This window comes from Kribbella sp. DT2 (genome assembly GCF_049844575.1).
Classification (GTDB): domain Bacteria; phylum Actinomycetota; class Actinomycetes; order Propionibacteriales; family Kribbellaceae; genus Kribbella.
The window spans coordinates 122,710-143,347 of sequence record NZ_JBNCLH010000011.1 but is presented as its reverse complement, the minus strand read 5'-3'; the positions used below and the strand labels follow the sequence as shown (position 1 = coordinate 143,347).

The 20,638-nt window shown below is 67.8% G+C and carries 20 protein-coding genes and 1 tRNA gene; 14 read left to right on the top strand and 7 right to left on the bottom strand.

Annotation, left to right across the window (positions count from 1 at the left end):
• Positions 1-50: 50 nt before the first annotated feature.
• Positions 51-608 carry a dihydrofolate reductase family protein gene (locus ACLQ2O_RS36315; RefSeq protein ID WP_425841352.1) on the top strand — a complete coding sequence of 186 codons (558 nt, stop codon included), beginning with the start codon at positions 51-53 and terminating at the stop codon, positions 606-608.
• Between the two features lie 109 nt (positions 609-717).
• On the opposite strand, the gene ACLQ2O_RS36310 is transcribed toward ACLQ2O_RS36315, so the two are convergent.
• Positions 718-945 carry a hypothetical protein gene (locus tag ACLQ2O_RS36310; RefSeq protein ID WP_184793264.1) on the bottom strand — a complete coding sequence of 76 codons (228 nt, stop codon included), beginning with the start codon at positions 943-945 and terminating at the stop codon, positions 718-720.
• A 67-nt stretch (positions 946-1,012) separates the two neighbouring features.
• Positions 1,013-1,089: transfer RNA gene (locus tag ACLQ2O_RS36305), tRNA-Arg, on the bottom strand.
• Positions 1,090-1,280: 191 nt separating this feature from the next.
• Here ACLQ2O_RS36305 and ACLQ2O_RS36300 point away from each other — a divergent pair.
• The 3 genes from ACLQ2O_RS36300 to ACLQ2O_RS36290 all read left to right on the top strand — a co-directional run bounded on the left by ACLQ2O_RS36300 (position 1,281) and on the right by ACLQ2O_RS36290 (position 7,564).
• Positions 1,281-2,930, top strand: coding sequence for a PrsW family intramembrane metalloprotease (locus ACLQ2O_RS36300; RefSeq protein ID WP_425841349.1), 1,650 nt, complete (start codon positions 1,281-1,283; stop codon positions 2,928-2,930).
• Positions 2,931-3,104: 174 nt separating this feature from the next.
• On the top strand, positions 3,105-5,888 hold the full coding sequence (locus tag ACLQ2O_RS36295; RefSeq protein WP_425841347.1) for a dynamin family protein: 2,784 nt from the start codon (positions 3,105-3,107) through the stop codon (positions 5,886-5,888).
• Complete coding sequence (locus ACLQ2O_RS36290; RefSeq protein WP_425841344.1) at positions 5,885-7,564, top strand: GTPase; 1,680 nt, start codon at positions 5,885-5,887, stop codon at positions 7,562-7,564. The genes ACLQ2O_RS36295 and ACLQ2O_RS36290 overlap by 4 nt, the downstream gene beginning before the upstream one ends.
• Positions 7,565-7,679: 115 nt before the next feature.
• On the opposite strand, the gene ACLQ2O_RS36285 is transcribed toward ACLQ2O_RS36290, so the two are convergent.
• Positions 7,680-8,300 (bottom strand): SRPBCC family protein, encoded by a 621-nt coding sequence (locus ACLQ2O_RS36285; RefSeq protein ID WP_425841341.1) that lies wholly within the window; start codon positions 8,298-8,300, stop codon positions 7,680-7,682.
• A 173-nt stretch (positions 8,301-8,473) separates the two neighbouring features.
• On the opposite strand from ACLQ2O_RS36285, the gene ACLQ2O_RS36280 reads away from it, so the two are divergent.
• The 5 genes from ACLQ2O_RS36280 (at position 8,474) to ACLQ2O_RS36260 (ending at position 12,969) form a co-directional block, all read left to right on the top strand.
• A complete protein-coding gene (locus tag ACLQ2O_RS36280) occupies positions 8,474-8,917 on the top strand; it encodes a single-stranded DNA-binding protein (protein ID WP_425841338.1) in 444 nt (147 codons plus the stop codon).
• A gap of 40 nt (positions 8,918-8,957) precedes the next feature.
• Complete coding sequence (locus tag ACLQ2O_RS36275) at positions 8,958-9,728, top strand: DinB family protein (RefSeq protein WP_425841335.1); 771 nt, start codon at positions 8,958-8,960, stop codon at positions 9,726-9,728.
• A 439-nt stretch (positions 9,729-10,167) separates the two neighbouring features.
• Positions 10,168-10,845 carry a hypothetical protein gene (locus ACLQ2O_RS36270; protein ID WP_425841332.1) on the top strand — a complete coding sequence of 226 codons (678 nt, stop codon included), beginning with the start codon at positions 10,168-10,170 and terminating at the stop codon, positions 10,843-10,845.
• 52 nt (positions 10,846-10,897) lie between these two features.
• Positions 10,898-12,580 carry an energy-dependent translational throttle protein EttA gene (ettA, locus tag ACLQ2O_RS36265; protein WP_425841330.1) on the top strand — a complete coding sequence of 561 codons (1,683 nt, stop codon included), beginning with the start codon at positions 10,898-10,900 and terminating at the stop codon, positions 12,578-12,580.
• Between the two features lie 161 nt (positions 12,581-12,741).
• Positions 12,742-12,969, top strand: a complete 228-nt coding sequence (locus tag ACLQ2O_RS36260; RefSeq protein ID WP_425841328.1) for a hypothetical protein — start codon at positions 12,742-12,744, stop codon at positions 12,967-12,969.
• A 78-nt stretch (positions 12,970-13,047) separates the two neighbouring features.
• Here ACLQ2O_RS36260 and ACLQ2O_RS36255 read toward each other — a convergent pair whose 3' ends face one another.
• On the bottom strand, positions 13,048-14,025 hold the full coding sequence (locus ACLQ2O_RS36255) for a GlxA family transcriptional regulator (protein WP_425841325.1): 978 nt from the start codon (positions 14,023-14,025) through the stop codon (positions 13,048-13,050).
• A gap of 200 nt (positions 14,026-14,225) precedes the next feature.
• On the opposite strand from ACLQ2O_RS36255, the gene ACLQ2O_RS36250 reads away from it, so the two are divergent.
• Genes ACLQ2O_RS36250 through ACLQ2O_RS36240 form a run of 3 tightly spaced genes read left to right on the top strand, consistent with a single transcriptional unit; the run spans position 14,226 to position 15,660 of the window.
• On the top strand, positions 14,226-14,564 hold the full coding sequence (locus ACLQ2O_RS36250) for an ArsR/SmtB family transcription factor (RefSeq protein WP_425841322.1): 339 nt from the start codon (positions 14,226-14,228) through the stop codon (positions 14,562-14,564).
• On the top strand, positions 14,561-15,037 hold the full coding sequence (locus tag ACLQ2O_RS36245) for an SRPBCC domain-containing protein (protein ID WP_425841319.1): 477 nt from the start codon (positions 14,561-14,563) through the stop codon (positions 15,035-15,037). Before ACLQ2O_RS36250 ends, ACLQ2O_RS36245 begins: the two co-directional genes overlap by 4 nt.
• Positions 15,034-15,660, top strand: a complete 627-nt coding sequence (locus tag ACLQ2O_RS36240) for a dihydrofolate reductase family protein (protein ID WP_425841316.1) — start codon at positions 15,034-15,036, stop codon at positions 15,658-15,660. The genes ACLQ2O_RS36245 and ACLQ2O_RS36240 overlap by 4 nt, the downstream gene beginning before the upstream one ends.
• On the opposite strand, the gene map is transcribed toward ACLQ2O_RS36240, so the two are convergent.
• A complete protein-coding gene (gene map / locus ACLQ2O_RS36235) occupies positions 15,661-16,431 on the bottom strand; it encodes a type I methionyl aminopeptidase (protein WP_425841313.1) in 771 nt (256 codons plus the stop codon).
• A gap of 66 nt (positions 16,432-16,497) precedes the next feature.
• Between map and ACLQ2O_RS36230 the strand changes: the two genes are divergently transcribed.
• The gene (locus tag ACLQ2O_RS36230) at positions 16,498-16,797 is read left to right on the top strand and encodes a helix-turn-helix domain-containing protein (protein WP_425841310.1); all 300 of its coding nucleotides are present in this window, start codon (positions 16,498-16,500) and stop codon (positions 16,795-16,797) included.
• On the opposite strand, the gene ACLQ2O_RS36225 is transcribed toward ACLQ2O_RS36230, so the two are convergent.
• Complete coding sequence (locus ACLQ2O_RS36225; protein WP_425841828.1) at positions 16,794-17,111, bottom strand: WYL domain-containing protein; 318 nt, start codon at positions 17,109-17,111, stop codon at positions 16,794-16,796. The two genes, ACLQ2O_RS36230 and ACLQ2O_RS36225, sit on opposite strands and share 4 nt — an antisense overlap.
• A 968-nt stretch (positions 17,112-18,079) precedes the next feature.
• On the opposite strand from ACLQ2O_RS36225, the gene ACLQ2O_RS36220 reads away from it, so the two are divergent.
• The gene (locus ACLQ2O_RS36220; protein WP_425841307.1) at positions 18,080-19,726 is read left to right on the top strand and encodes an ATP-binding cassette domain-containing protein; all 1,647 of its coding nucleotides are present in this window, start codon (positions 18,080-18,082) and stop codon (positions 19,724-19,726) included.
• 332 nt (positions 19,727-20,058) lie between these two features.
• On the opposite strand, the gene ACLQ2O_RS36215 is transcribed toward ACLQ2O_RS36220, so the two are convergent.
• The gene (locus ACLQ2O_RS36215; RefSeq protein ID WP_425841304.1) at positions 20,059-20,562 is read right to left on the bottom strand and encodes a glycosyltransferase; all 504 of its coding nucleotides are present in this window, start codon (positions 20,560-20,562) and stop codon (positions 20,059-20,061) included.
• Between the last annotated feature and the right edge of the window lie 76 nt (positions 20,563-20,638).

Below are 20,638 nucleotides of genomic sequence, written 5' to 3'. Positions count from 1 at the left end.
CCGGGCGATGCTTCTCGACATCACCCCGAACCGCTCGAAAGGCGACTCCGATGCGCAAGCTCAAGCTTCAGGTCCAGACCACCGCCGACGGCTACATGGCCGGCCCGAACCACGAGATGGACTGGATGCGGTTCCCGTGGACCGACGACCTGAGCGCATACCTCGACGCGCTCACCAAGCCCGTCGACACGATCGTGCTCGGCCGCAAACTTGCCGAGGGCTTCATCCCCACCTGGGCGGCACGCCCGGAGCACGAGGGCGAGGCATCGATCGACTGGATGAACAACACGCCGAAGGTGGTCGTCAGCCGCAGCCTGGCCGAGTCGCCGTGGGACAACGCCGTGGTCGCGAACGACCTGGTCGAGGCCGTCACGGAACTCAAGTCCCAGCCCGGTGGCGACCTGATCGCGTACGGCGGCAGCACGCTGGTCACCGGGCTGATCGCGGAGCGCCTGGTCGACGACATCCATCTGTTCGTCAACCCGACGGCGATCGGCGCGGGGCTGCCGGTGTTCCCGGTCGGCGCGCAGCCGCTGGACCTGGTCGAGGCGATCGGCTTCGAGTGCGGCATCACCGCGCTGCACTTCGTACCGAAGAAGGTGGCCTAGCGTACCGAAGAAGAGCTAGCCGAGGTCCGCTCGAAGGCGTGGAGGACCTCGGCGCCGGCCTTCACGCGGAAGGCCGGTCGGCCGGTGGGCGGTCAGCCGGTGGAACGAGTCAGAGGACGTGCAGCTTGTCGAAGGGGGCGAGCACCCGGAGCAGCTTGCCGCCGCCCAGGTCGACCACCACCGCGTGCGTACCCTCGACAGCGCTGATCCGGCCCATCCCCTCCTTGTCGTGGGAGACCCGGTCGCCCTCCTCGAAGGTCTTGATCGGCTTGGGTTCCCTCGGCTTGAAGGGACTCGTGGACAGGTGACGACGCGTCGTCGCGCGAGAAGGCTCCATCAGAACTCAAGTATGCGCCCATCCCGGCCTCCGCGTCTCGGGCAGGCTTGTCGTCACGGGAGTGAGGTGGCGCGCCCGGCAGGATTCGAACCTGCGACCAACGGATTAGAAGTCCGACGCTCTATCCAGCTGAGCTACGGGCGCACGTGCCGATGGCACGGGGAAGAGTGTCTCAGATCAGGGGCCGATCACGCTCGTGGGTTCACCGGTGCGGCGTCACAGGGCGTACGCCGTACGGGAACAGGCTGTGGAGAACTACAGCGCGGTCGTTCCATCCCGGTAACGCCCAGTGGCCGGTTCTGCCGTGCTGACGGGACTCCAACTAGGCTGCGGGCATGAGTTACCCCTCAGGAGGCCCCGCCGACGCGCCGCAACCGGTGGCGACCGGTCCGGCCGGTGCGTCGTACCCGCAGCCGAACACGCTGGGACCGCACCCGGTCCCGGGGCAGCGGCGGAACCGGAGCCTGCTGATCGGCATCGTGATCGCGGTGCTGTTCGCGATCGCCGGGCTGCTGATCTTCGGCATCGTGGCCAAGTCGGTCGGCTCGACCGGCTTCGCCTGGGGGATGGGACTGGCTTTCGTCCCGATCGTGATCATCATCCCGCTGTACCTGTGGCTGGACCGCTACGAACCGGAGCCACTCAAGTACCTTGTGTTCGCACTCTGCTGGGGCGCGTTCATCGCGACCCTGGCCGCGATCTTCATCAACACCCGCGCCGCGGACCTGCTGCACGAGACGACCAGCGGCGGCAACCGGGCCGCGGTCTTCGTCGCGCCGCCGGTCGAGGAGTTCGCCAAGGGCGCGGTGATCCTGCTGCTGGCGCTGATCCGGAAGAAGGAGTTCGACGGCATCATCGACGGGCTCGTGTACGCCGGCATGGTCGGCATCGGGTTCGCCTTCACCGAGAACATCCTCTACTTCGGCCGGATCTTCGACCAACTGTCCGAGGAGGGCGGCAACGCGGCCGGCGTCAAGGGCGTGATCGGGCTGTTCGTGCTGCGCGGCCTGATCACACCGTTCGCGCATCCACTCTTCACCTCTTGTACGGCGATCGGCATCGGCATCGCGGTCCGGCACCGAAGTACGGCGGTCCGCTTCCTCGCGCCCGTCGTCGGGTACCTGACCGCCGTGCTGCTGCACGGGCTGTGGAACGGCGGCGCGAGCTGGGCCGGCGGCAGTGGTTTCCTGACCGTCTACCTGTTCCTGATGGCGCCGCTGTTCGTCGCGATGGTGGTGTTCGCGCTGGTGATGCGGTCCCGCGAGGGACAGATGATCGCGTCCCGGCTGTACGACTACGTGCGCTTCGGCTGGCTGAACGGCCAGGACGTTCCGCTGATCGCGACGCTGCGCGGCCGCAAGGCCCTGCGCCAGAACGCGAAGCGGTACGGCCCGCAGGCCGAGGCGGCAGCGAAGGCGTTCCAGCACACGGCGACCGAGCTCGCGTACCTGCGCGACAAGATCGTCCGGCAGGTGATCGGCGCGGACGCGCTCGACGGCGAGAAGAAGCTGCTGGACGAGCTGCGGGCGCGGAGGCCTTCTGTTCCGTTCCCACCGATGCCTGCCTTTGCCACCGCGGTGCCGCAGTTCGCGCCGGCTGGGCCGGGGGTGCCTCCGTACAGCAGTGGGCCGCAGCAGGGTGGGCCCGCGTACGGCGGTGGACCGGCGTACGGCGGAGAGCCGCAGCAGGCCGGGCCGGCGTACCAGGGCGGGCCTCAGCAGCAGGGCTACCAGGGTGGGGCGCAGCAGAACGGTGCGCCGTACCAGGGAGAGCCCGGCCGGTCGCAGGAAGCGCCCCGGGGACCGGAGCAGGGCGGTGGTCCGGGGGTCCCTGGAGGACATCAGCCGGGTGGTTATCCGGACGGCCGGAACGGGTATCCGCCGGGGCAACCCGGCTACCCAGCGGGCCGGCCCGGTTACCCACCGGGACCCACTGGAAACCCGGGACCGCCGGGAGGATACGGTCCCTATCCACCGTCGCAGTGACTTGCCCCCCGTCCACGCCGCCACACGGGATGAAGATGACTTTGCTTCTGCGCTGTCCGACCGGGCACTCTGTGCTCGTGGACGGACACCGTGGCTGACACCAGGTCAGCAGCTGGTGAGGGTTCGGAGCGCTCGGATGAGCCGCAGGTTCCGGACCAGGCGGAGCCTGCCCGGATGACGACCGACACCGGTGCCAAGGGCAAGGGCTTCTGGCGCCGCCGGCGGCGGAAGACTGAGTCCGCCGAGCCTGAGGCGACGGTCGTGGCCGAGCCGACGGCTGCCGAGGCAGCTCCGGCTGCTGAGGCGACGCCTGCGGTCGAGGCGACGCCTGTTGAGTCGACGCCTGAGCCCGCGGCCGAGGCGAAGCCGGACGAGCCTGAGCCGACCGCCGAGGCTGAGCCTGAGAAGACCGCCGAGGCTGAGCCTGAGAAGGCCGACGAGGCTGAGCCTGAGAAGGCCGACGAGGCAGGGTCCGAGCCGACCGGCAAGTCCGAGGCGGAGCCGGCCGACGAGGGCGAGTCCGTCGAGGCTGTTGCCGACGACAAGGCGGAACCGCCAGCAGCGGATCAGTCCGAGCCGGCCGTAGGGGTCACGTACGAGCCGGAAGAGTCTCCGGATGGTTTCCCGCTGGAGTACGGCGAGATCATCATCGGCCTGCCCAAGGGCGGCGAGGTGCCGGAGTCCGAGCGCATGGTCGACCCGCAGGCCGTCGCTGCCGACGTACCGGAGGAGAAGCCCGAGAAGGCCGTCGCCGAGGAGGAGAAGGAAGAGCAGGCAACGGAAGAGCCTGCTCCTGTCGCGGACGAGCCTGTGGGCGATGAAGCTGCACCGGCTGTGGACGAGAAGCCAGATGTATCGGCTGAGGATGAATCCACGGAAGAGCCGAAGGTCGAGGCCACCGAGCCGTCCGAGGCGGCTGCTGAAGTTGTCGCCGACGACGAGACGTCCGACTCTTCGGAAGACGACGCCGAGGACGAGACCGTTGATTCCGAGGACGACGTAGCCGTCGATTCCAAGGACGAGGTTGCTTCGCCCGAGCCCGAGCCCGAGCCCGAGCCCGAGCCGGAACCTGAGCCCGAAGCTGCCGCAGAGCCGGAGCCGGAAGCCGAGGCTGCGCCCGAAGCGGAGGCCGAAGCCGACGACGAAGCCGAGCCCGAGCCCGAGCCCGAGGCGGAAGTTGAGCCGGAGCCGGAAGCCGAGGCCGAGCCGGAGGTTGTGCTTTCGGCGGAGGAGCTGGCCGCGAAGGCTGCCGAGCAGCAGGCGGCCATGGCGTTGATCACCGCGCTGATGAAGCTGCGCGGGGCGCTTGCCGAGAGCAAGCTTCCGTTGGACGTCGTCGGCGCCGACGAGGCCCGCCAGCAGCGGAAGGCGATGCTCGACCAGCTCGACGACTACGTGCTCCCGCGCCTCGTGCAGCTCGAGGCGCCGGTGCTCGCGGTGGTCGGCGGATCGACCGGCGCCGGTAAGTCGACGCTCGTCAACAGCCTGATCGGCCAAGTGGTCAGCGAGCCCGGCGTGCTGCGCCCGACCACCAGGTCCCCGGTGCTGATTCACAACCCGGCCGACGCCGAATGGTTCGCCGGTGACCGGGTCCTTCCGGGCATGGCGCGTTCGAGCGGCGACAGCCCGGGCGGCATGGAGGACCCCGGCCAGATCCGTTTGGTTGCCGCCGACACCATTCCGCGCGGCCTCGCCGTACTGGACGCCCCGGACATCGACTCCGTCGTCGAGGCCAACCGTGACCTCGCGACGCAGCTGCTCGCGGCCGCGGACCTCTGGCTGTTCGTCACGACCGCCGCCCGGTACGCCGACGCCGTGCCGTGGGAGTTCCTGCAGAGCGCCTCGGACCGCAGCACGGCGGTCGCCGTCGTCCTGGACCGCGCCCCGGCCGACACCATCGACGACATCACCGGTCACCTGGCCCAGATGCTGCTCGAGCGCGGGCTCGGCGACTCGCCGCTGTTCAGCATCAAGGAGACGACCGTCGACGACCGCGGCATGCTGCCGACGGAGACGGTTGCCTCGATCAAGGACTGGCTGATCGACCTGGCCGCCGACGCGGAGGCCCGTTCGGCCGTCGTACGGCGGACGCTGCAGGGCGCGGTCACCGCGATGACGAAGAAGACGCCGGCCTTCTCCAAGGCGGTCCGGGACCAGGCCGACACGTTCGTCGAGCTGCGCGCGAACGCCGAGACGGCGTACGAGCGAGCCGTGAAGGACATCGCTAAGGCGACCCAGGACGGCACGATGCTGCGCGGCGAGGTGCTCGCGCGCTGGCAGGAGTTCGTCGGGACCGGCGAGCTGCTGAAGGGCCTGCAGACCAACGTCGGACGCCTGCGCGACAAGGTCCGGACGTCGATCGTCGGCAAGCCGCCGCCGACCCGCGACCTCAACGACGCCGTCGAGTCCGGGCTGGAGTCGTTGCTGCGTGAGCACGCGGAGGCCGCGGCCGAGCGGGCCGAGGAGTCGTGGCAGTCGACGGCGGCCGGACGGCAGCTGCTCGCCGCCGGTGAGCGTGATCTGGGCCGGATGTCGAAGGACTTCCCGGTCGCTGCCGGGCGCGCGGTCCGCGAGTGGCAGGGCTTCGTGCTCGACCTGGTCCGCCAGGAAGGCGCGGACAAGCGGTCGACGGCCCGCATCCTGGCGTACGGCGTGAACGGTCTCGGCCTGTCGCTGATGATCGTGATCTTCGCCAGTACGGCGGGCATCACCGGCGCCGAGGTCGGTGTCGGGGCGGGGACCGCCGTGGTCGGGCAGAAGCTGCTGGAGGCGGTGTTCGGCGACCAGGCGGTGCGGACCCTGGCCGCGAAGGCCCGCCAGGACCTCGACGATAGGGTTCATGCGTTGATGGATGCCGAATTCGCCCGCTACCTGGCTGTGCTCGACCAGCATCCGGTCGATCCCGAAGCACCCAGGCAACTGACCGAGGCCGCGCGCGCGGTGGAGGACTGCACGTGACGGGAATCGTGGATACGGTCAAGGGCCTGGTGCGCGGCTCTTCCGATGTCCTGACCAAGATCGAGGCGCTGGAGGACGCGGCCGCGGCCGGCAAGGGCCGCCTCGACCGGGTGGTGCTCAGCGAGGCCGAGCAGATCGTCGACCGGGCCGGGCAACGGCTGCGGATGTCCGGCGACCTGACGGTGGTCGCGCTGGCCGGTGCGACCGGCTCCGGCAAGTCGTCGCTGTTCAACGCGCTGACCGGCCTCGACCTGGCCGCGATCGGTACGCGGCGGCCGACCAGCTCGATGCCGCTGGCCTGTGTGTGGGGTGAGGAGCCCGCCGGTGAAGTGCTGAACTGGCTGGGCATCCCGCGCCGCCACCAGGTGCAGCACCGCAGCTCGCTGGAGGAGGCACAGTCGGAGGACCTGGACGGACTGGTCCTGCTCGACCTGCCCGACCACGACTCGACCGAGGTCGAGCACCGGCTGATCGTCGACCGGCTGGTCGAGCTGGTGGACCTGCTGATCTGGGTCGTCGACCCGCAGAAGTACGCCGACGCCGCGCTGCACAACCGCTACATCAAGCCGTTCGCGTCGCACTCGTCGGTGATGGTGTTCGCGCTGAACCACATCGACAAGCTCACCGAGGAGCAGCGCAAGAGCTGCCTCACCGACCTGGACCGGCTGCTGAAGTCCGACGGGCTGAAGAACCCGACCGTCGTCGGTACGTCGGCGGTCAGCGGCGACGGTCTGGCCGAGATGCGCGGCCTGCTGGTCAAGCGGGTCAGCAACAAGCGCGCCGCGCGCGAGCGCCTGGCGGCCGACGTCGACCGCGTCGCGGACCGGATGGCCGGCCAGTGCGGTACGGCGAAGACGCCGGAGATCGCCAAGTCCGACGTCACCGAGCTGGTCGACGCGCTGTCGGATGCTTCCGGCGTACCGGTTGTCGTTGATGCCGTACGACGTTCGTACCTGCAGCGCGCCCGCGCGGCGACCGGGTGGCCGGTGACCAAGTGGCTCGGCCGGTTCCGGCCCGACCCGCTGCGGCGGCTGCACCTGGACGGCGGCGAACGCCAACAGGGCAAGGCGGCCCGTAAGTCCGCGTCCAACGAGGTGTCGATCGCCCGGTCATCGTTGCCTGCGGCAACACCCGTGCAGCGGGCCCGGATGGACACCGCCGTACGGACGATCACGAACAAGGCGGCCGACGGACTGTCGCGGCCGTGGGCGGACTCGGTGCGGACCGCCGTACGCAAGCGCGAGGAGACACTGGGAGACGAGCTCGACCAGGCTGTCGCGCGGACCGACCTCGGTGCGTCGTCGTCGCCGGGTTGGTGGGGCGCGGCGCGGTTCCTGCAGTGGGTGCTGTTCCTGGTGGCGCTGGGCGGTGCGGTGTGGCTGGCCGTGATGGCTGTGTTCGGGTACCTGCAGCTGGAGGACCCGCCGTTGCCGCGGTGGAACGGGATCCCGGTGGCGACGCTGATGCTGATCGGTGGCGTGGTGATCGGGGTGCTGGTGTCGCTGGCCTGCCGGCTGTTCGCCACGAACGGCGCGAACCGGCGGGCCCGGCTGGTGGCACGGGCGCTGCGGTCGGAGCTGGAGAAGGTTGCCGACAGCCACGTTGTCGACCCGGCCCGGACCGAGCTGGACGCCTACACGATCTGCCGCGACAAGCTGGCCGTCGCGCGACGCTGACGCCGGCGGGTCGTCGTACTGCTGGGACCTTGAACACGAAAGCGGGACTGTGAACAGGCTATGACCTGTTCACAGTCCCGCTTTGTTGTTCAAGGTCCCGGTTGTGGTTCGGGGGCTACTGCTGCGGCGGGTCCTCGGGGACGTACTGGGCCATCGCGATCGCGATCGCCTCGTCGAGGTCCTTGTCGGTGGTGGTGCCGGACGTGCGGACCACCTCGATCCAGGCCTTGATGCAGGCCTCGTTGTACTGGACCACCTCGGGGGAGTTGGCCATCTCGACCGGGTCGGCATCCTCGGGGAGGTCGCCGTCCAGGTAGAGCGCGAGGCCGGCGAGGGCGCCGTCCCAGCCCGGGCCGACGTACAGGGCGCCGGCGCCGCCGGGAGCGGGCGGTCCTTCCATCGAGTGCTCGAGCTCGAACTCGGTGGTGTCACCGGTCCCGGGCGTCAGCCGGACCTCGAGCAGGCTGGTCGGTCCGCCGAAGGTGACCTTGTAGCGCTTCGGCGGCTCGCACTCCAGGATCTCGCCGCCCGCGTTGCCCTGGATCTCGAAGCTGCCGCCGACCTTCAGCTCGCCGGTGACGGGGGAGAACCAGCGAGCCATCCGCGCCGGGTCGGTCAGCGCGTCCCAGACCTCCGCGGGCGTGCCCTGGTAGGTGCGGCGCATCCGCACCGTCGCCGTCTCGCCGGTCCGGCTGACCTCGCGCTGGACCGCGGTGATGTGTTCCAGGATGTCCATCGGTGTGCTGCCGCCTCTCGTGAAGTACTTGCCGGGCTCCAGAATGCCGGGGCTCGCTTATATAAGTCAAGGCTAAGGCTTTGGGGTTGTCCACAGTGTTGTGGTTCGTTCTTCGGACCGGGCTGTGTCGCGGCATCTTCTCTGGTGACAGCACATCCGTGATCGGAGGAATCATGAGCAATGACGCGTACCTGACCCTGACGGGCTGGGTCGGCAGTGAGGTCGAGCTGAAGAAGCTGGAGGGCGGGGCGACGGTGGCGACGTTCCGGATCGGTTCGACACCCCGGAGCTTCGACAAGGGCCAGAACACGTGGGTCGACCGCCCGACGACCTGGTTCACCGTCGACTGCTGGCGTTCACTGGCGCAGAACGTCGCCGACTCGATCAACCGCGGCGACCCCGTCGTGGTCTACGGCCGCCTCAAGACCAGCGAGTGGACCGAGAACGGCGAACCCCGCTCCCGCACGCTGATCGAAGCCTTCTCGGTCGGCCACGACCTCTCCCGCGGTACGACGACCTTCCGCAAACAGTTGCCCCAGGCGCTCGGATCTCAGTCGTCGCCGTTCGACGACCTCCCGGTCGAAGCGAACCCGTTCAGTGCCGAGGAGGCCGCCTGAGAAGTGGACTGTTCGGGAACGGCCGAGGCAGGGTGAGCGGGTGAACGAATTCGTCAAGCAGAACCTGACCGGTGCCCGGTTCGAGGACGTCTACCTGACCGGCGCGAGCTTCCACGATGTCGACCTGTCCGGGGCGCGGTTCCAGTTGGTCGACCTGAGTGGCGTCACGATTCGCGGTGCCGCGCTGGTGAACGTGGAGATCGACGCCCAGATCGAGAACCTGCGGATCAACGGGGTGGACGTCGTACCGCTGGTGGAGGCGGAGCTTGATCGGCGGCACCCTGATCGGGTCAAGATGCGGCCGGTGGACGCCGACGGTTACCGGGAAGCGTGGGTCGCTCTCGAGCGCTTGTGGGAGGGGACTGTCGACCGGGCTCGCACGGTGCCGGCTGAGCGGTTGCACGAGCGGGTGGATGGCGAGTGGTCGTTCGTGGAGACGCTGCGGCATTTGGTGTTCGCCACGGACGCGTGGGTCGGCCGTGCTGTTCTCGGTGATCCCACGCCCTGGCACCCGCTCGACCTGCCACACGACGAGATGCCGGATTCTCCTCCTGTGCCACGCGATCGGGATGCCCGTCCGCCGCTCGACGAGATCCTCGTGGCCCGGCGCGAGCGGCAGGCCGTCGTACGGCAGGCGTTCGCCGACCTGACCGACGAGCAGTTGGCCGCCTCGACCACCCCGGTCCTGGAGCCTGGCTATCCGGAGCCCGAGAGCTTCCCCGTCCGCCGGTGCCTGCAGGCAATCCTCAACGAGGAGTGGTCCCACCGCCTGTACGCCGAACGAGACCTGGACGCGCTCTCGGCCCGGTAGGCGCAGGATGGGCGGAGGATCACGTCGTGCGCCCGGCGGCTTGGCGGCCTCGCGTTCTCGGAGCGGTTGGCGCTGGTGGGCAGGGCGCGCGGAGGAGAGCATCATGCCCCGCGCCCCGCGCCCCGCGCCCCGCGCCCCGCGCCCCGCGCTCCTGCGCCCTGCGGCCTGCGGCCTGCGGCCTGCGCTCCGCGCTCCGGCGCTCCCGTGCTCCGTGCTCCGTGCTCCGTGCTCCGTGCTCCGTGCTCCCGTGCTCCTGCGCCGCCGCGCTCCTAGGCCGCCGCGCTCCCGCGCTCCCGCGCGCCCTGCACGCTGCGCGCCCTGCGCGCCCTGCGCGCCCTGCGCTCCCGCGCTGCCGCTCCCTGCGCTCCCTGCGCTCCTGCGCTCCTGCGCTCCTGTGCCGTTGCGGTCGATGGAGGGTCGGGGTGGGTACGGGGTTCGTATGTTCTGGAAACTGCTGGCCGCGCCCCGGTGGATCGTTGGTGGATCGCTAGCGCTGGTCGTCTTCGTCGGGTACTCGATCGGGTTCAAACTGACCAAGGAGCAGCTCTCGTGGCCGGAGGCTCTGCTGATCGGCGCGCTGGGAGGGGTGGTCGTCGCGGTGGCGGTCGTGCTGGGACTGACGATGCGTCGGCGCGAGCTGAAGGCTGTCGGAGTCGATCGGTTGTCGCCTGGGCAGCAGGCGAAGGCCTATCGGGCCGCGCAGAAAGGACAGATCGATGCTGACCCGGAGATCCGTGCTGCCACGCTGCGGATCGCCGAGTACCGGGTGAAGGGCGGGTCGAGGCAGAAGACACTGCTGGTGGTGGCGGCGGTGCTGGTGGGGGCTTCGGCGGTGATCAACCTCACGGCGGGCAGTGGTCGAAGCGCGGTCTTAGGTCTCGTGGTCGTGGCGGCGCTGGTGGTTCTCGTGGTGCAGCTGAGAACAGCCCGCCGTCGAGCAGCCGAGCTGTTGAACGCTGCTGCGGGGGATGCCGCCGCTCATGTGCCCGCCTCGGCCTCTGCCCCCGAGCCGACCTCCACCTCGACCTCCGCTCCGGGTTCGACCTCTACCCACGCCCCTTCCTCTTCCCCTTCTGGCTCCCCGGACAACGGGCTCTCCGAGGACGGCAAGGGCTGACGGGTGGGCGCCGGTTGGGTTCGGGCGGGGGGCAGCGCATAGGCTCTGGAGCATGGCGGAATTCATCTACACCCTTCGTAGTGTCCGGAAGGCGCACGGGGACAAGGTCGTGCTCGACGACGTCACCCTGAACTTCCTGACCGGGGCGAAGATCGGCGTGGTCGGGCCGAACGGCACCGGCAAGTCCTCGCTGTTCAAGATCATGGCGGGACTGGACCAGGCCTCCAATGGTGAGGCGCGGCTGGCCGAGGACGCCACGGTGGGGATCCTGCTGCAGGAGCCGCCGCTGACCGAGGGCAAGACGGTCTTGGAGAACGTCGAGGAAGGTGTCGGCGACACCAAGAAGAAGCTCGACCGGTTCAACGAGATCAGCGCCGAACTGGCCGATCCCGACGCCGACTACGACACGCTGCTGGCCGAGATGGGTGACCTGCAGACCGAGCTCGACCACCGCAACGCCTGGGACGTCGACGCTCAGCTGGAGCAGGCGATGGACGCGCTGCGCTGCCCGCCGGCCGACACGATCGTCGACACCCTGTCCGGTGGTGAGCGCCGCCGGGTCGCGCTGTGCAAGCTCCTGCTGCAGCAGCCCGACCTGCTGCTGCTCGACGAGCCCACCAACCACCTGGACGCCGAGTCGGTGCTCTGGCTGGAGCAGCACCTGCAGAAGTACCCGGGCGCCGTCCTGGCGATCACCCACGACCGGTACTTCCTGGACAACGTCGCCGAGTGGATCCTGGAAATGGACCGCGGCAAGACCTACGGGTACGAGGGCAACTACTCCAAGTACCTGGAGACCAAGCAGCAGCGGCTCGTCGTCGAGGGCGCGAAGGACGCGAAGCGGGCGAAGATCCTGGAGCGCGAGCTCGAGTGGGTCCGGTCGAACGCGAAGGCCCGGCAGACCAAGAGCAAGTCCCGGCTGGCCCGGTACGAGGAGCTCGCGGCCGAGGCCGAGCGGTCCAAGAAGCTGGACATCGACGAGATCAACATCCCGGCGGGTCCGCGCCTCGGCAGCACCGTGCTGGAGGCGAACAAGCTGGTGAAGGGCTTCGGCGATCGGGTCCTGATCAACGGGCTGGACTTCTCGCTGCCGCGGGCCGGCATCGTCGGTGTCGTCGGCCCGAACGGCGTCGGCAAGTCGACGCTGTTCCGGATGATCGTCGGCGAGGAGACCCCGGACAAGGGGTCGCTGAAGCTCGGCGAGACCGTGCGGATCTCGTACGTCGACCAGTCGCGCGGCGGTCTGGACCCGAAGAAGACGGTCTGGCAGATGGTGTCGGACGAGCTCGACTACATCAAGGTCGCGAACTTCGAGATGCCGAGCCGCGCGTACGTCGCGTCGTTCGGGTTCAAGGGCCCGGACCAGCAGAAGCCGACCGGCGTCCTGTCCGGCGGTGAGCGCAACCGGCTGAACCTCGCGCTGACCCTGAAGATGGGCGGCAACCTGCTGCTGCTCGACGAGCCCACCAACGACCTGGACGTCGAGACCCTGCAGTCCCTCGAGGACGCCCTGCTCGAGTTCCCCGGCTGCGCCGTGGTGATCTCCCACGACCGGTGGTTCCTCGACCGCGTCGCCACCCACATCCTCGCCTGGGAAGGCACCGACGAGGACCCGTCCGCGTGGTTCTGGTTCGAAGGCAACTTCGCGTCGTACGAGGCCAACAAGATCGAACGCCTCGGCGCCGAAGCGGCCCGCCCGCACCGCGTCACCCACCGCAAGCTCACCCGCGAGTGATCTAGACCGGCCGCGTCGTCGAAGCCCCACCTTCCGCACCGGGAAGGTGGGGCTTTTTCGTTGTACAGCACGAGGTCCGGGCTTCGGTCTGGCGCGTGGTGCACGGCGGGTGCATGGTCGGAGGAAGGGGATGGCCGGCAGCTGTTTGGTGTGGAGAAGTGATGAAAGGCAGAGTTCTTGGTGCGGTGGTGTCCCTGACCGCGGTGGTGGCGGCGATGCTGACGGCTTCGCCGCCGCCGGAAGCGGTCGCCACCGCTCCCGGGTGCAACGGCCGGATCGCGTTCATGCGGCCGGACGCGAACGGGTCCCGGCAGCGCTTCGTCTCCGCGTCCCCGATGACGGAGCACCAACCCGACTGGCTCCCTCTCCGATCCCATCACTGCCGCTGACGCCGTCGTACCGAGCAGGCGGCGTCGGCTGGTCGCGTTGTCGTGCCTGCGGACCTGGGCGACCGGCTTCTGGCCGGGTCAGCGGAGTTGGAAGCTGCGGCGGTAGGCCTGGGGTGACATCCGCAGGCGGCGGGTGAAGTGCTGGCGGAGGTTGACGGCGGTGCCGAAGCCGCAGTGCCGCGCGATGTCCTCGACTGGCAGGTCTGAGGTTTCGAGGAGTTCCTGGGCGTGGCGAACGCGTTGGGTGAGCAGCCACTGGAGTGGTGTCGTGCCGGTTTGTTCGCGGAAGCGGCGGTTGAGGGTTCGTGGGCTCATCGCCGCCTGCCGCGCGATGTCGGGCAGCGTGAGCGGCTGGTCCACGTGGTCGCGCAGCCACCTCATCGTCGGCTCGAGTGAACCGCTGTCGGCGGCGGGCTCCTGGTGGACGATGAACTGCGCCTGCCCGCCGTCGCGCTGCGGCGCGATCACGATGTGGCGGGCGACCTCGGCCGCCACCGCGGCCCCGAAGTCGTTGCGCACCATGTGGATGCACAGGTCGAGGCCCGTCGCCGCGCCCGCGGAGGTGAGTACGTCGCCTCCGTCGACGAACAGCACGGTGGGATCGACCTCGACCTGCGGGAACCGCCGCGCGAAGTCCGCGGCGGAGGTCCAGTGCGTTGTCGCCCGGCGTCCGTCGAGCAGACCTGCCGCGGCCAGCAGGTAGGCGCCGCAGCAGATCGAGGCGATGCGCGCGCCGCGTGCGTGGGCCTCGCGAAGGATGGCGAGCACCTCGAGCGTCGGCTCCCGGTCCGTGCGCATCCCGGGCACGATCACCGTGTCGGCGGCCAACACCTCGTCCAGACCGTACGGCGCGGTGAGCCGGAACAGTTCCGCGCCGCTGCGGCCGACCACGGCGAGGTCGGGCCGTTCCCCGCAGATGACGATCTCGTACAGCGGCTTGCCGAACACCGCCCCGGCCGGCTTGTCCCGTGAGTGCGCGGTGCCGAACACCTGGCCGGGAATCGCGAGTTCGAGGCTCTTCACCTGGTGAGCGGCAACGACGGCGATGCGGTGCATGACCACAATCTATCGATCACAGGCATTCTTGCCACTGTCGAGCGTGCTCGGCCGTCGCGACGATGAGTCCGTGCTGATCCTCCTCGCCCAGGTCCTCGTCTCCGTGGTCGCGCTCGTGCTGCTGGTCCTGTTCGGCTGGCTCGTCGACCAGCTGCTCAAATAGTTTGCTTCGAAGCTAAGCATGAGCAATACTTAGCCGCATGGCACAGTATTCGGAGGCGGTGGACGGAGTGTTCGTCGCGCTCGCCGATCCGACCCGGCGCAGCGTGATCCGGCGGCTCGGGCGCGGCCCGACCAGCGTGGGGGAGTTGGCCGGCGAGTTTCCGATGACGCTGCCGTCGTTCATGAAGCACGTCCGGACGCTGGAGTCGAACGGCCTGATCCGGACGGTCAAGACCGGGCGGGTTCGGACCTGTGTGCTGAACCGCGAACGACTCGCGCTGGTCGACGACTGGCTCGCGGAACAACGGGCGGTCTGGGAAGAGCGCACCGACCGGCTGGAGAGCCTGGTCGCCGATCTGATGGAGGAGGAGCAATGAATCCCGAGCTCGATCTGGTGGTGGAACGGGTGATCCGCGCGCCACGGGCGGTGGTCTGGAGTGCGTGGACCGAGCCGTCCCGCTTCGAGCGGTGGTGGGTGCCGGCTCCGGCCGTGTGCAAGGTCGACCGGCTCGAGGTGCGGCCCGGTGGTGCCCTGGTGACCCGGATCAGCGAGGACGGCGCGACGTTCGGGCCGCACCTCGACGCGAGCTTCATCGTCGCCGAGGAGCTGGAGCGGATCGTGTTCACGAACACGATCGACAGCTCGTGGCGCCCGACGAGTCCCGAGCCGCTCTCGATGACGGCCGAGATCACGCTGGCCGATCACCCGGACGGGACGGCGTACCGGATCGTCGTACGGCATGGGGATCCGGCGTCGCGCAAGCTGCACGAGGAGCTGGGGTTCGCGGACGGGTGGGGTTCGGTCACCGCGCAGCTCGCCGGGGTCGCCGAGAGCGAGGCGGCGGGATGAAGCTGGTCCTGACCGAGTTCGTGACGCTCGACGGCGTCAGTCAGGGGCCTGGGTCTCCGAGCGAGGACCCGAGTGACGGGTTCACGCAGGGCGGGTGGCTGGTGCCGTTCCTGGACGAGACGTTCGTACGGCGTACGTCGGAATGGCTCGAGCTCGCGGACGGGCTGCTGTTCGGGCGACGGACGTACGAGGCCTTCGCACGCGACTGGCCGCAGATCACCGACCCCGACGACCCGTACACCGTGCGAATGAACGCGCTGCCGAAGTACGTCGTCACCAGCACGCTCCCCGAGGCCGCGTGGGACCCGACGACGATCCTCGAAGGCGATCCTGTCGAGTCCGTGGCCAAGCTCAAGACCGAGCCCGGCCGGGAGCTGCAGATCCACGGCAGCGCCCGGCTGGGCAACGCGTTGCTGGCTGCTGGGCTGGTGGACACGCTTCGCCTGGCGGTTGCGCCGACGGTCGTTGGATCTGGGCGTCGGCTGCTGGATCACCCTGGCCTGCCCGTCGGTCTTCAGCTGACCAAGCACGAGGTGACCGGGACGGGCCTGCTGCTGCTCGAGTACGACGCGACGGGCACGGCTGAGGTGGGTGAGTACGAAGGTGTTGGTGCCTTCGTCTAGCTAGCGCGGCAGGGTGAGGATTTCCGCTCCGTTGTCGGTGATGGCGATGGTGTGTTCGCTGTGCGCGGTTCGGCAGCCGGTGGCGCTGCGGAGGGTCCAGCCGTCCTCGTCGGTGACGAGTTCGGCGGTGTCGGCCATGATCCAGGGCTCGAGGGCGAGCAGGAGGCCGGGGCGCAGCTTGTAACCGCGGCCGGGGCGGCCGGTGTTCGAGATGTGCGGGTCCTGGTGCATGGTCGAGCCGATGCCGTGGCCGCCGAACTCGGTGTTGATCTCGTAGCCGGCGTCGCCGAGGACCCTGCCGATCGCGTGCGAGAGGTCGCCGATGCGGGCGCCCGGGCCGGCGGCGGCGATGCCTGCTGCCAGGGCGCGCTCGGTCGCGTCGATCAGCGCGACGCTCTCCGCGGGCTTCGACTCGCCCACGACGAAGCTGATGGCGGAGTCGGCGGCGACGCCGCCCTTCAGGACCGCGAGGTCGAGGCTGAGCAGGTCGCCGTCGGCCAGCGTGTAGTCGTGCGGCAGGCCGTGGAGGACGGCGTCGTTGACGCCCGTACAGATGTAGTGGCCGAACGGTCCGCGCCCGAACGACGGCGCGTAGTCGACGTAGCAGGACTCCGCGCCGGCCTCGAGGATCATCGCCTTGGTCCACTCGTCGATGTCGAGCAGGTTGGTGCCGACCGTGGCGCGGCTCTTCATGGTCTGCAGGATCTCCGCGACCAGGGCGCCGGTCTCCCGCGCGCGGGGCAGTTCGGTCGGGCTGAGGATCTCGATCATGCGGCGCCTTTCAGGGTGCTTCCAATAACTATCCCGGCCATATTATCCCGGTACTAGAATCGGTTCATGGTCAGGTTGCCGCTCACCCCCGCGGAGGTCGAACGCGGGCAGCGCCTCGGCGCCCTGCTGCGGCTGGCCCGGGGCGAGCGCTCGATGCTCGAGGTCGCGCTCGACGCGCGGGTCTCACCGGAGACCCTGCGCAAGATCGAGTCGGGCCGCGTCGCAACGCCGGCCTTCCCGACGATCGCCGCGATCGCCGACGTACTGGGTCTGTCGCTCGATGTGGTCTGGGCCGAGATCAACCAGCCGGAGAGCGGCGAGCCGGTCAGTCCCGGCCGCAACGCACGGGAGTGGCTGGCGTCTTAAGGCGCGTAGCGAGTGAGGAGCGCGGCGGCCCGGTCGTGCAGGGCGGTGCGTAGCCACTGCGGCTCCAGGACCTCCGCCTTGGTCGCGAGCTGCCACAGCGCCCACACGGCGTGCCGCTCGTCCTGGAACGTTGCCTCTATACGCAGCCAGCTGTCCTCCTCGGCTTGCTCGGACAGTACGGCGAGCGCGGTGCCGACCAGGTCCTTGCGGCGTACCGGGTTCACACGCGCCAGTACGGCGACCTGCTCGCCGCCGGTGCGGAACCGCGTACTGCGTTCCTGCCAGGCGCGGTCCAGGTCGACGTCGTCCGGGATGGGCGCGACAACGGCCTCTTGTCAGGGGCCAGATTGAGTACGCTGCTTACATGCCGTTCATGGGATTAGCGGCCCTCGTCCGGTTCAGCGAGCAGTCGTAGACGAGTGAGGCTGGCTTGGTCGATGAGATCGGTTGCGAGTTCCTGTGCTCGGAGCCAGTAGCCTGCTCGACCTAGATCAGTCATCACAGAATGCGGCTGAACTCGACTACAGACAGACCTGTTTCCAGAAGATCCGCTCCGCCTGCTCATCCGAGCCGACCAGCAACCAGCACAAGACTTACGAGCCTGATCTCTACCCCAACCAAGACAGCAGGAAGCACGGGATGCGCCACCGCTCTGACACCGGCGGTACCAATTGCTCCAGCCGTCCCCACTCGACCGGCGACACGGGCGCCAGTCAGCAGAGCCCTGGCGCTCATGAGCGGTCACCGCCGCAACCTCACCGACCTGCATCAAGGCGACCAACTCCGGCCCTCCCACGCGTCTCGACTCCACCCCAATTCACCAGCGCAGTGCACGGCAGGGACTCGATTGCTGCACGCATCCGATTAAGGGGCGGCCGGCTTCCTCCCGAAGCCTGAGCGCGCGGTGCCCCGTCGTACACCCGCACGAACGGGAACACCTCGCCCTCGGGAAGAAACTTCCCCGCGTCAACCAGCTCCCGTACCGCACGCTGGATTGGCTTGGTGACCCGGTGAGCGTCCCGCTCACCAATGTCCGGCTGGTGGGTAACAGCTTCTTGACCGGCTGAGTGGCCCAATCGGATGGGCGCTTGATCGGTCGTCGACGTAGCCGCTCGCTGACGAGAGTTTGATGGGCACACTCCGTACGCTCAGGCACATGCCCCAGAGGACGAAATCAACGCCGTCGTCGCAGAATGTCTTCACCTCGTCATTGTTCGGATTTCGGACCGCATGGCGAAGTTCGGTAGCGTTGACCATATGCAGCTTAGGGCTCCTTGTGGTAGTGAGCCTGCTGCCGGGTCTGCAGGTGGTCCTCATCGCTCGTCTGGTCGACTCTGTGTCGACCGGAGATTCCAGCGCCCTGACAACGTGGATGATAAGTGTAGCAATATGTGTCGGTGCGACGGAACCGCTGTCGCAGGCTGTCCGTGCGCTTGGCTATCAAATCGTCAGCCGAGCCCGAGCTAACCTCCACGGCGATTTGGTGCACGCAGTTGCCGGGATGCCCCCATCGATGCTGCGCCAGCCTGAGACCGTCGACCGGGTGCAGTCTGTGAAAGATGCGATCCCAATGCACACTGGCTACCTGTTCTTGAATCTCCTGCTGGCACTGCAGGGAATCATAGGCGCGATTGGTGTCTGTGTTGCCGTCTTTACTTTCAATCTCTTGTCCGGCCTGCTTGTCCTGCTGGCAGCCCTACCTGTCTACATGGCCTCCAGCTATTTGAATCGGGTCCAAGATCGGATGGACGCGCCATTGGCAGCCCTTTCAAGACGCGCTGGCTATCTGGAGACACTGCTTACTCATCAGCGTAGCGCAACTGAACTTAATAGCTTAGGTGCAGGCCAACGAGTTGCCGCATGGACGGCGGCCCAATACCACAGAGTGGCCGATTTCGAGCGCCGTCTCCTACGACCCTTACTAAAGGCTCAAATCCTCGCCGGGGTTGTCACTGGCGCTCTGATCGCCGCAGCGCTCCTTGTCCTCGTGACGCAGCAAGTAACAGCAGGAGCAGCAGCAGGAGTTGTCGCTGCATTGGCCGGGGCTGGGGCAATCCGCTCTGCAGGATTCTCGCTCGGATCAATTGCCGAAGCGTCGCCTAGGGTCGGCCGACATCTTCAGTTGCTCAAAGATGCTCCCGCGCCGGCGCCACAAAGGGAGGCGCCCACCGTCCAAAAGGTTGAGGTAGTAGATCTCAGGTTCTCATACAATGAAACATCGCCACCAGCACTCGACGGCGTATCCTTCAGTGCGCGGCGCGGCGAGATGGTAGCACTGGTGGGACCCAATGGTGCAGGAAAAACGACGGCAGTGAACTGCCTAATTGGAGCGCTCGATCTGGATTCGGGAGGCGTATTCATCGATGGACAGGATGCCGCTCAATTAGACGAGGCTGAACGCCTCGCCGTGTTCGGCGCGCTATCGCAGGAGTTCGGTCGCTTCGAGCTGCAAGTACGCGACGCAGTGGGGTTGGGACAGCCCGCACGGTCACTGTCTGACGACGATATTACGGACGCTCTGAAAAAGGCTCAGGTGGCGGATGTCGTCGCGTCCATGACTAGCGGGCTCGATACGCAGCTCGGTGATCAGTGGGAGGGTGGAGTTGGGATCTCCGGTGGCCAGTGGCAGCGGATGGCCCTAGCGAGGATCTATGCGCGTAACGCCCCCGTCTGGATTCTTGACGAGCCGACATCAGCGATCGATGCAGAGGCGGAGTATGAAGTGTTCGCGCGGCTTCATCAAACTCGGGCGGACCGGATCACGATCGTCGTCTCCCATCGAGCCTGGACACTCCAAGCTATGGATCGGGTCTATGTGTTCGACAAGGGATCGATAGTGGAGTCGGGAACCTTCGACGAACTGGTCGCAGCGGGCGGCAGATTCAATGCGCTCTTTCGGAGCCAGATGGCAACCAACACGTCGAGCTAGGTTCCGTGACGTACGCCAATCCGCGTGAGATAAGAGACCGCACGACGTCGCCGGCGCCCATCGCAGCGATCACGTCAAGGCTGAGTGATCTATCGGGCTGGTCTGCAAGAACTCGAAGAAGGTCAAGTTCAGCTGACTCTACCGAGATCCAACGTGCCCACACGGCGTCTTCCAAGCGAACAGCTGAACCTTCGTCGTCAAGATAGATGCGTTCGGCGACGACTCGGCAATCGGGTGTCCAGCTTTTCGGCGCGGACCGATCGAGTGCCCCGTACGCAATCGCGAAGTCACGCAGCAGGTCCGCGTCTTGAGGCTTAAAGCTAAATGTGGCCTCACCGATCGCAGCAGCAACAGTGCTCCTTGTGCCCTGTCGCCAGCGAGGGACCCGTCGGTCGACTAGCTGACCAAATGCCGACAGTTGCGCACCTAGATTGGCGCCCAGAGTGGTACTCAATGCCTGTCGACAGTGGTCCTCCAATATCTCGACGCCAGTCGAAAAATCGAGCATGTTTATGGCCCGGGTTCGAGCGTTTGCACCCATACCGACGGAGGTCGCTGTCCGCGGCCAAGAGTCGGATGGGATCTTTGAGAGTTGGCTCATCAATATGGAGGCCCCAGCCGGCCGTAAACACATCGATAAGGAATCCAGTTACACCATCCACTACAATATCGCGACTCCCTCCCCATGATGTGGCGATGACGGGCAGGCCAGCGAGGCTGGCTTCAATCTGAGAGAAGCCGTAGTTCTCGTCCCGGTTCGTTGTCAACGTGATTGCTACGTCCGCTGACTGAAGAAAGGTCGCAAGTCCGCCCTGAGTGCACGCTGGATAGTGCACAATACCGCTATCTGGCGGGGGCTCAGGACTCCGCGCCGAGGCCGCCAGCGGTGAAGACTCGGCGCAGTACGGCGGC